Source organism: bacterium (genome assembly GCA_029210545.1).
In the GTDB taxonomy this organism is placed as follows: Bacteria; BMS3Abin14; BMS3Abin14; order BMS3Abin14; family BMS3Abin14; genus JARGFV01.
The window spans coordinates 1-8,770 of sequence record JARGFV010000032.1; the positions used below are offsets into that span (position 1 = coordinate 1).

Below are 8,770 nucleotides of genomic sequence, written 5' to 3' on the forward strand. Positions count from 1 at the left end.
AAGGGAAAACGACGCTTTTCCCTTTCCGTGGAGCGAAAAGTCCCGGATTGGACTTTTTGCGACCCTGTCAAAGTTGAAGGGTTCACAAGGAACCCTTCCGCCAGTCCCGCCCCCGGTGGGACCGGGGTGGGGCCCACACCGACGGTGTGACCCCCCGCAGCAAAACGCCTCGTATAGTTGTTTGCGAGGTTATTATTCGAGCCTCCTCACCGGACAGGCGCCCACGGCGTCCCGGCGAGGGCCCTCCGGTTACACGGCCAGGGGAGACGCCGTGACCGCGCACGATCCCAAGGAGCTGAAAGTACTATGGACCTGATCGAACTCAAAGCGATGTCTATCGGCGAGCTGACAAAGCTGGCCACAAAGGAATTCAAGATCGAGGGCGTGAGCGGCATGCGCAAGCAGGATCTCATCTTCGCCATGCTGCAGGCCCAGGCCGAAAGGAAGAAGTCGATCTACGGGAGCGGTGTCCTCGAAGTGCTTCCCGACGGCTTCGGGTTCCTGAGGTCGCCGGATGCCAGTTACCTGCCTGGTCCGGATGACATCTACGTCTCGCCGTCCCAGATCCGCCGGTTCTCAATGCGCACCGGTGACACGGTGACCGGAGAGATCCGTCCCCCCAAGGAAGGGGAGCGCTACTTCGCCCTCCTCAAGGTGGAGAACCTCAACTTCGAACCGCCCGAGGCGTCCAAGGACAAGATCCTGTTCGACAACCTGACGCCGCTCCATCCCGACGAACGCATCAGACTCGAGACCGACAACCACCAGGATTATTCTGTGCGGATCATGGACCTCATCACGCCCATCGGAAAAGGACAAAGGGGTCTTATCGTCGCGCCGCCGAGAACCGGCAAGACCATGCTCCTCCAAAGTCTGGCAAACAGCATCGCCGTAAACCACCCGGAGATCTACCTCATCGTGCTGCTTATCGACGAGCGCCCCGAAGAGGTCACCGACATGGCGAGGTCCGTCAAGGGGGAGGTGGTCTCGTCCACCTTCGACGAACCGGCGACCCGCCACGTTCAGGTTGCCGATATGGTCCTGGAGAAATCAAAACGCCTGGTAGAGCACGGCAAGGACGTGGTGATCCTGCTCGACAGCATCACCCGTCTGGCCAGAGCCTACAACACGGTCCAGCCACCGAGCGGCAAGGTGCTTTCCGGAGGGGTGGATTCCAACGCCCTTCATCGTCCCAAGCGGTTCTTCGGGGCGGCCAGGAACATCGAGCAGGGGGGGAGCCTCACCATTATCGCCACGGCCCTCATTGACACCGGCAGCCGCATGGACGAGGTGATCTTCGAGGAGTTCAAGGGCACCGGTAACATGGAGCTCCACCTCGACCGCAGGCCGGTGGAAAAGAGGATCTACCCTGCCATCGATATCAGCAAGTCCGGCACCAGGAAGGAAGAACTCATCGTAACCGCGGAAGAGCTCAACCGGATATGGGTGCTCCACAAGGTGCTCGCGTCCATGAGCGTCGTGGACAGTCTGGAGTTCATGCTGGACAAGTTGAATGGGACCAAGAACAACCAGGAGTTTTTCGACATGATGAGTGAATAGCAGCGAGCTGCTGCTCGCCGTTTTGTGTTTCAGGTTTTGAGTTCTGCGCAGGGGAGAGAGACTTTAAAAAAGTGTTCGGATTCTACTCCAATCACAAAACCCGGAACCCGGAACGCTGACACATATTGCCAACGACACAGATTGCTAAATAATGGCATATGTGTTAAAAACATCAGTTATTTTAAAGACTATTGGAATCAAGGAGCAGTGCCATGAGAAAAGATATCCATCCCGAATACAAAGAGGCCACCTTTACCTGTGCCTGCGGTGCGAAATACGAGACCGGCTCCACCATCGGCAGCAGAAGTATCGACCTCTGCTCGAACTGCCACCCCTTCTACACCGGCAAGCAGAAACTGGTAGACGCGGCCGGCCGGGTCGAGAAGTTCAAGAGGCGGTACCAGCAGAAATAAGATGCTGTGGGTGCCAAGGTCCACCTCCTTTCCCACACTCCTGATCCAGAGGGGGTAATTGCCCGAGCTAAAAGACTCTGTTATTCCCCCCTCGGCATCGAGGATCTGCCCGGCATCCTGAGTGACGATGGCAGATCCCGTCTTCTCAGGAAGGTCATCTCTCTCGGCCACCACTCCGTCCTCGAACACCCCGCCCTTACCTTCGGTAAGATAACGGAGGTGCGCCCAAGGTGTGGCGCCCAAGGAAAAGGGGAGAAGGGGAAAAGGAGAAGGGGAAAAGGAGAAGAAGAGAAAACGCGAGTTAAGATGTGTCCCCTCTTCACCTCTTCGCCCACTCACCTCCGCGTTATGATGCGAGTGCGAAAGGTTCATTGAGATGTCGAAACAGCACGAGCATAAGATCGGCGGTCAGGCCGTCATCGAAGGCGTCATGATGCGCGCCCCCAGGACGATGACCGTGGCGGTGCGTCGCCCCTCGGGTGAAATCGCTGTCATGAAGGAGCGCCTTAACCTTCTCGCCGATCGCTGGCCTGTCTTCAAGTGGCCCATGCTCCGGGGGACGGTCTCCCTGTTCGGGACGATCCTCCTGGGGGTCCGTGCCCTGAACTACAGCGCGCAACAGGCCCTGGAGGAGGAAGAGGAGGAGATCGGGCCCTGGGCCATGGCCGGCACCGTTGCCGTCGCCTTCGGCCTGGCCGTATTCCTCTTTCTTCTTTTGCCCCTGTGGGTGACCCGGTGGATGGAGACCGGGTTCCCGTGGGTCGCCGGGCAGTGGGCTTTCAATGTGGTGGACGGGGTCCTGCGCCTCGCGGTGTTTTTCCTCTACCTTGCCGCCATCACCATGGCGCGGGATGTGCGCCGGATATTCCAGTACCATGGAGCGGAGCACATGACGATCTACGCCATGGAGGCGGGTGATGATCTGACCGTGGCCAACGCCCGGAAATACAGCCCCACGCATCCCCGATGCGGAACCAGCTTTCTCCTCATCGTCATGGTCCTTTCCATCGTCGTTTTCGCCCAGATCCCGCAAGCCTGGCCTCTATGGGGCAAGGCCCTTTCAAGGGTCATCCTGATCCCGGTCATTGCGGGTCTCTCCTACGAGATGCTCAAGGCCGGGGACCGGTATCGGAAGGTCCCCGCGTTGAGACTGCTGCTCCTTCCCGGCCTGGCGATGCAAAAGTTCACTACCCGGGAGCCCACCGACGACCAGATAGAGGTCGCCCTGGTGGCTCTCAGGGAGGCCCTGGCCGATGAGGGCGAGGGGGCGTTATGAACTCGTGGATAGACCGGCTCGGGCATGTCGAAGACAGGTACGAGGAACTCGAGAGACACCTGAGCGATCCCGGGATCGCCGGGAACCCGGACAAGCTCCGGATCTACTCCAAGGAGCATTCCGATCTTACTCCCATCGTGGAAGCGTACCGGGAATACATGGTTTTCCAGGAGCAGTTCACCGCCATGGAAGGGATGCTCCGGGAGGAGAGGGACCCGGAAGTCCTCCCCCTGGTCTTTGAGGAGAGGGATGTTATCCTGGAAGGGCTGGCGGTCCTCGAAGAGAAGATCAAGCGTCTTCTCCTTCCGAAAGATCCCCTGGACGAGAAGAACACCATCCTCGAAGTGAGAGCAGGTACGGGAGGGGAGGAAGCGTCTCTTTTCGTCGCTGACCTGGTACGCATGTACACCCGGTACGCTGAACGCAAGGGCTGGAAGTGGGAGTTTTTAAACAGCAGCCCAACCGAGGTCGGCGGTTTCAGAGAGGCTGCCCTCCTGATCCGGGGGAGCAAGGTATACAGCAACCTGAAGTACGAGGGGGGCGTCCACAGGGTCCAGCGGGTACCGGAGACAGAATCTTCCGGACGCATCCACACTTCGGCGGTGAGCGTCGTGGTTATGCCCGAGGCAGACGAGGTGGAGGTCCAGGTCCATCCCGAGGATCTTCGCATCGACGTGTTCAGGGCCTCCGGCTGCGGCGGACAGCACATCAATACCACCGATTCGGCGGTCCGCATCACCCACATCCCAACCGGTATCGCGGTCTCGTGCCAGGATGAGAAATCCCAGCACAAGAACAAGGCCAAGGCCATGAAGATCCTCCTTGCCAGGATGCTCCAGAAGGAACTGGAGGAAAGGCGGACGCAGGTGGACGGCGTACGCCGGAGCATGGTGGGTTCGGGGGACCGCAGTGAGCGGATAAGGACCTACAACTTCCCCCAGGGACGGGTCACCGACCACCGGATCAACCTGACCCTTTACAGGCTGGAAGGGATCATGGACGGCGACCTGGAGGAGATCACACAGGCCCTTATGGCCTCCAGCCAGGCCGAGCTGTTAAGATCCATGGAGGTTGCGTAACGTGGAGCTCTCCCCGGACAAAAACCGCGAACATGTGCTCAGGGAAGCAGTTGCCGCCCTCAGGAAGGCCGGGGTCAAAAGCCCGGTTCTCGACGCTGCCGTTCTTCTCGGGTATGCCACGGGCGAGTCCGGCCCTGATGCCCTCCTCAGGAGGAGCACCTCCCTTTCCACGGACCAGGCTTCCAGTTACCAGTCATTCATCGAGAGGCGCTGCCGTCGGGAAACGGTGAGCCGCATCATCGGCAGCCGGGAGTTTTATTCCAGGCCGTTTACGGTCACAGATCAGGTCCTGGATCCCCGCCCCGACACGGAACTTCTCGTCGAAGAGGCGATCGCGTGGCTCGCAGGCGCTGCAGGCCCGGTCCGGGTGATCGATATCGGCACCGGTTCCGGGGCCATCGCTGTGACGATGGCCGCGGAGGTGCCCGCAACGAGGGTCGTGGCTACGGACATCAGCCGCGGCGCCCTCAGGGTCGCTGCCGCCAACGCCGCGGCCCATGGAGTGGCTGACCGCGTCCAGTTCGTCCTGGCGGACCTCGGTGACGGGCTCGCTTCTGGCCCCGTCTTCGACCTGCTCCTTTCCAACCCCCCGTACATCGCCGAAAGTGAACTGGGTGAGCTTGCCGAGGAGGTTTGCGAGGGAGATCCTTTCGAGGCGCTGGTTGCGGGCCCCGAGGGCACGGAATTTTACCCTCCCCTGGCCGCCCTTGCCACGAAGCTGCTGCGGCCGGGCGGCCGTATCATGGTGGAGGTCGGAGCGGGCCAGGCGGCGGAAGTATCCGCTGCTTTCCGCAAGGCCGGACTGGTGCAGGTCCGCACCGTCAGGGACCTGGGCGGCATTGAAAGGGTTGTTGCGGGAGCCGCGGGAAATGCCTGAGCGGATCATGATAGAGGGCGGTGTCCCCCTCCGTGGGGAGATTGCTGCCAGCGGGGCCAAGAACGCGGCCCTTCCGCTGATGGCCGCCTCCCTGCTGATGCCGGGGAAGCTGGTCCTTCATAACGTTCCTGATCTGCGGGACGTCAGGACCATGAGGAAGCTGCTGGAGCACCTTGGAGTACAGTGCGAGGGTGATGGGACGTTGTCCCTCGATTCGGCCCGCACGAGCAATTGTGAGGCGCCCTACGAACTGGTCAAGACCATGCGGGCGTCCGTTCTCGTCCTGGGACCGCTGCTGGCTCGATTCGGAAAGGCGCGTGTTTCCCAGCCGGGCGGCTGCGCCATCGGCGCTCGCCCCATAAACAGGCACGTGGAGGGGCTCCAGGCCATGGGGGCCACGGTACACCTGGAGCACGGCTACGTGGTGGCCAGGGTGGACCGGCTCCGCGGGGCCCAGATCGTTTTCGAGGCACCCACCGTCACCGGGACCGAGAACCTCATGATGGCCGCCGTTCTTGCCGAAGGGGAATCGGTGCTCGTAAACGCGGCCCGGGAACCTGAGGTGAAGGATCTGGCCGATGCCCTCAACCTCATGGGGGCCCGTATCTCCGGCGCCGGGACCGCGGAGATCAGGATCCAGGGCGTCACCTCCCTGGCCCCGGCCACCTACACTGTCATGCCCGACCGCATCGAGACGGGCACCTACATTGCCGCCGCAGGGATAACCGGAGGGGACGTGACGGTACGCGGCTGTGTTCCCGGCCACCTCAGGGCGGTCATCGAACGGATGAAAAAGGCCGGGGTCGACATCGAAGAGGGAGGGGACTGGATCCGGGCCCGCTGTGACGGAGGGATCAAGGCGGTAGACGTCGTCACCGACCCTTTCCCGGGGTTCCCCACCGACATGCAGGCCCAGTTCATGGCTCTCATGACCCTTTCGGAAGGACTCTCCACGGTCACCGAGACGATCTTCGAACAGCGGTTCATGCACGTTCCGGAGCTTTGCCGCATGGGCGCTGACATCACCCTTTCCGAGCGCAGGGCGGTCATCAGGGGCGTCCGCTCCCTTTCCGGAGCCCCCCTCATGGCCACGGATCTTCGAGCCAGCGCCTCCCTCGTGCTGGCCGGCCTCGGGGCTACCGAGGGTGTGACCGAGATCTCCCGCATCTACCACCTGGACAGGGGATACGAGGTCCTGGACGAAAAGCTGGCGAGCCTCGGTGCCCGGATCTGGAGGACCCTTGGATAAGAACGCCATCACCATAGCCCTTCCCAAGGGCCGCCTCCTCGCGGAGTGCACCGAACTTCTGGAGAAGGTGGGGCTTACGGCCGCAGAGGACCTTGAGTCGACACGAAAACTGATGGTCCCTTCCGTGGACGGGACAGCGCGGTTCATCATTGTGAGGGACAAGGACCTCCCTCCCTACGTCGATTACGGCGCGGCGGACATGGGTTTTGTGGGCAAGGACGTCCTGATGGAATCGGAACGGGACATCCTCGAACCTGTCGATCTCGGGTTCGGATACTGCCGTATCGTGGTCGCCGAACCCGCCGGAGCGGTTCGGGGCGGCGGCACCACCTGGGGCCACTCCCGTGTGGCCACCAAGTTCCCCGGGATAGCGGCCCGTCATTTCGCCGCGAGGGGCGAACAGGTCGAGATCATACCCCTGTACGGTTCCATCGAACTCGCCCCCCTTGTGGGGCTTGCCGACCGCATCGTGGATCTTGTTTCCACGGGGGAGACACTGCGGCAGAACAACCTGGTGGAGGTGGAGCAGGTAACCGAGGTCACCGCCCGCCTCGTGGTGAACAGGGCCAGCCTCAAGATCAAGGCGGATCGCCTGGTACCGCTGATTGAGAAGATCAGATCCATCATCGAGAAAAGGTGAACAGGAGAAGAGGCGAAAAGGAGATATTTTTCAGTTAGAGTTCCCCCCGTCCCCTTTTCTCCCTTTCCCCTTTTCATGTGCCCAAAGACGCAAGGAGGGCTGCATTGAAGATCACCCGATATAACGACTCCGACTTCGAGGCTGTCATCGCCTCCCTGGAGACTCGCGGCGAAGCTGTGCCGGAAGGGGTGATGGAGAGGGTGGTCCGGATCGTGGAAGATGTGCGCCGCAAGGGTGACGACGCTGTGTCCGATTATACACTCCGTTTCGACGAGATGGACCTCGGCGAGGTTGGGATGGAGCTTCCGGCAGCCCTCCTGGAAGAGGCCCTGGAGAGTATCCCTGCCGGGGATCGCGAACTTATCCACCAGGCCGCTTCCGCCATCCGGGAGTTTCATCTGAAACAGGTTGAAAAAAGCTGGACTTTTGAACCCTCCCCGGGAGTCGTCCTGGGACAGAAGATCACGCCCCTGGGATCTGTGGGCCTGTACGTTCCGGGTGGAACGGCCGCCTATCCCAGCTCTGTCCTCATGACCGCTATCCCGGCCAAGGTGGCCGGTGTCGGGCAGGTGATCATGGTGGTCCCCACGCCGAAAGGACAGGTCAACCAGACGGTGCTGGCAGCGGCTGCCGTCGCCGGCGTCGACCGGGTGTTCCGCATCGGCGGTGCCCAGGCGGTGGCTGCCCTCGCTTACGGGACCGAAACGGTTCCCAGGGTTGACAAGATCGTGGGGCCCGGCAACATTTACGTCGCCATGGCCAAGAAGGTGGTCTTCGGGGACGTGGATATCGACATGATCGCAGGCCCCAGTGAGATCCTGGTCCTTGCCGACTCTTCCGCCGAACCGGCGTTTGCGGCTGCCGACCTCCTGTCGCAGGCTGAGCACGACCCCCTGGCATACCCTGTTCTGGTCACAGACGACGAGGGGTTCCTGAAGAAGACCGCCGAACAGGTTCGCTGCCAGCTGGAACTCCTCCCCAGGAGGGAGATCGCAGCGATCTCCCTCGAGTCAAGGGGACACCTGATCCTCGTGCGCGACATGGCGGAAGGGGCCGCGGTGGTCAACCGCATCGCTCCCGAGCACCTGGAACTCATGGTGGCCGATCCCGAGGTCACCCTGGATTCAATACAAAACGCCGGGGCGATCTTCATGGGCCTGTACACGGCAGAGGCTCTTGGAGACTACATGGCAGGCCCCAACCACGTTCTTCCCACCGGCGGCACAGCCCGTTTCTTTTCTCCCCTCGGGGTCTACGATTTCATCAAGCGCAGCAGCCTCATCCGGTACAGCCGGGATGCCCTCCTTGAAAGGGCCGAAATGGTGGCCAGGTTCGCGCGCCTCGAGGGGCTTGAAGCCCATGCCCGTGCGGTCGATCTGCGGGCAGGACTTCGAGATCGCGACTGACGGCATTTGCGATCCCGAAGACAGGAACCCGCCACGAGAAGACAGGATGTGTGCGGGATCATCAGCAGGTTTGCGGTTTCCAGGCCTTTAGCATCGGAGAAACATTGTGGTAGTATCTATCTTCCTAGCCCGCATTATTCATGATGCAAATGAGATGTCAGCTAACTGTGTGGCAAATATGGATAAATGGAAATGGCACTATAAGCATCATGAATTAGGCGGGGTTGAGCGGACATAGTCACGAGAGGAGTTTTTCGTTCCGGCAAGGCG

Annotated in this window: 8 protein-coding genes; all 8 read left to right on the top strand. The window is 61.2% G+C overall.

The genetic code is table 11. The annotated features are described in order from the left end of the window. Nucleotides 1–306 precede the first annotated feature (306 nt). The 8 genes from rho to hisD all read left to right on the top strand — a co-directional run bounded on the left by rho (nucleotide 307) and on the right by hisD (nucleotide 8,500). Nucleotides 307–1,560, top strand: coding sequence for a transcription termination factor Rho (rho, locus tag P1S46_05165; protein MDF1535878.1), 1,254 nt, complete (start codon nucleotides 307–309; stop codon nucleotides 1,558–1,560). 212 nt (nucleotides 1,561–1,772) lie between these two features. Further along, nucleotides 1,773–1,973, top strand: a complete 201-nt coding sequence (gene rpmE, locus P1S46_05170; GenBank protein MDF1535879.1) for a 50S ribosomal protein L31 — start codon at nucleotides 1,773–1,775, stop codon at nucleotides 1,971–1,973. A gap of 376 nt (nucleotides 1,974–2,349) precedes the next feature. After that, nucleotides 2,350–3,249, top strand: a complete 900-nt coding sequence (locus tag P1S46_05175; protein MDF1535880.1) for a DUF1385 domain-containing protein — start codon at nucleotides 2,350–2,352, stop codon at nucleotides 3,247–3,249. Continuing rightward, nucleotides 3,246–4,328 carry a peptide chain release factor 1 gene (prfA, locus tag P1S46_05180; protein ID MDF1535881.1) on the top strand — a complete coding sequence of 361 codons (1,083 nt, stop codon included), beginning with the start codon at nucleotides 3,246–3,248 and terminating at the stop codon, nucleotides 4,326–4,328. Before P1S46_05175 ends, prfA begins: the two co-directional genes overlap by 4 nt. A gap of 1 nt (nucleotide 4,329) precedes the next feature. Next, nucleotides 4,330–5,205 carry a peptide chain release factor N(5)-glutamine methyltransferase gene (gene prmC, locus P1S46_05185; protein MDF1535882.1) on the top strand — a complete coding sequence of 292 codons (876 nt, stop codon included), beginning with the start codon at nucleotides 4,330–4,332 and terminating at the stop codon, nucleotides 5,203–5,205. Continuing rightward, nucleotides 5,198–6,454 carry a UDP-N-acetylglucosamine 1-carboxyvinyltransferase gene (murA, locus tag P1S46_05190; GenBank protein MDF1535883.1) on the top strand — a complete coding sequence of 419 codons (1,257 nt, stop codon included), beginning with the start codon at nucleotides 5,198–5,200 and terminating at the stop codon, nucleotides 6,452–6,454. Before prmC ends, murA begins: the two co-directional genes overlap by 8 nt. Continuing rightward, nucleotides 6,447–7,094: an ATP phosphoribosyltransferase gene (gene hisG, locus P1S46_05195; GenBank protein MDF1535884.1), complete on the top strand. Its 648-nt coding sequence runs from the start codon at nucleotides 6,447–6,449 to the stop codon at nucleotides 7,092–7,094. The genes murA and hisG overlap by 8 nt, the downstream gene beginning before the upstream one ends. A 155-nt stretch (nucleotides 7,095–7,249) precedes the next feature. Then, a complete protein-coding gene (gene hisD, locus P1S46_05200) occupies nucleotides 7,250–8,500 on the top strand; it encodes a histidinol dehydrogenase (protein ID MDF1535885.1) in 1,251 nt (416 codons plus the stop codon). The last annotated feature ends 270 nt before the right edge of the window (nucleotides 8,501–8,770 follow it).

Excerpts from the sequence above, each read along its gene's own strand:
- rho (MDF1535878.1), top strand. The coding sequence starts at position 307 with ATGGACCTGATCGAACTCAAAGCGATGTCTATCGGCGAGCTGACAAAG.
- prfA (MDF1535881.1), top strand. The coding sequence starts at position 3,246 with ATGAACTCGTGGATAGACCGGCTCGGGCATGTCGAAGACAGGTACGAG.
- rpmE (MDF1535879.1), top strand. The coding sequence starts at position 1,773 with ATGAGAAAAGATATCCATCCCGAATACAAAGAGGCCACCTTTACCTGT.
- murA (MDF1535883.1), top strand. The coding sequence starts at position 5,198 with ATGCCTGAGCGGATCATGATAGAGGGCGGTGTCCCCCTCCGTGGGGAG.
- P1S46_05175 (MDF1535880.1), top strand. The coding sequence starts at position 2,350 with ATGTCGAAACAGCACGAGCATAAGATCGGCGGTCAGGCCGTCATCGAA.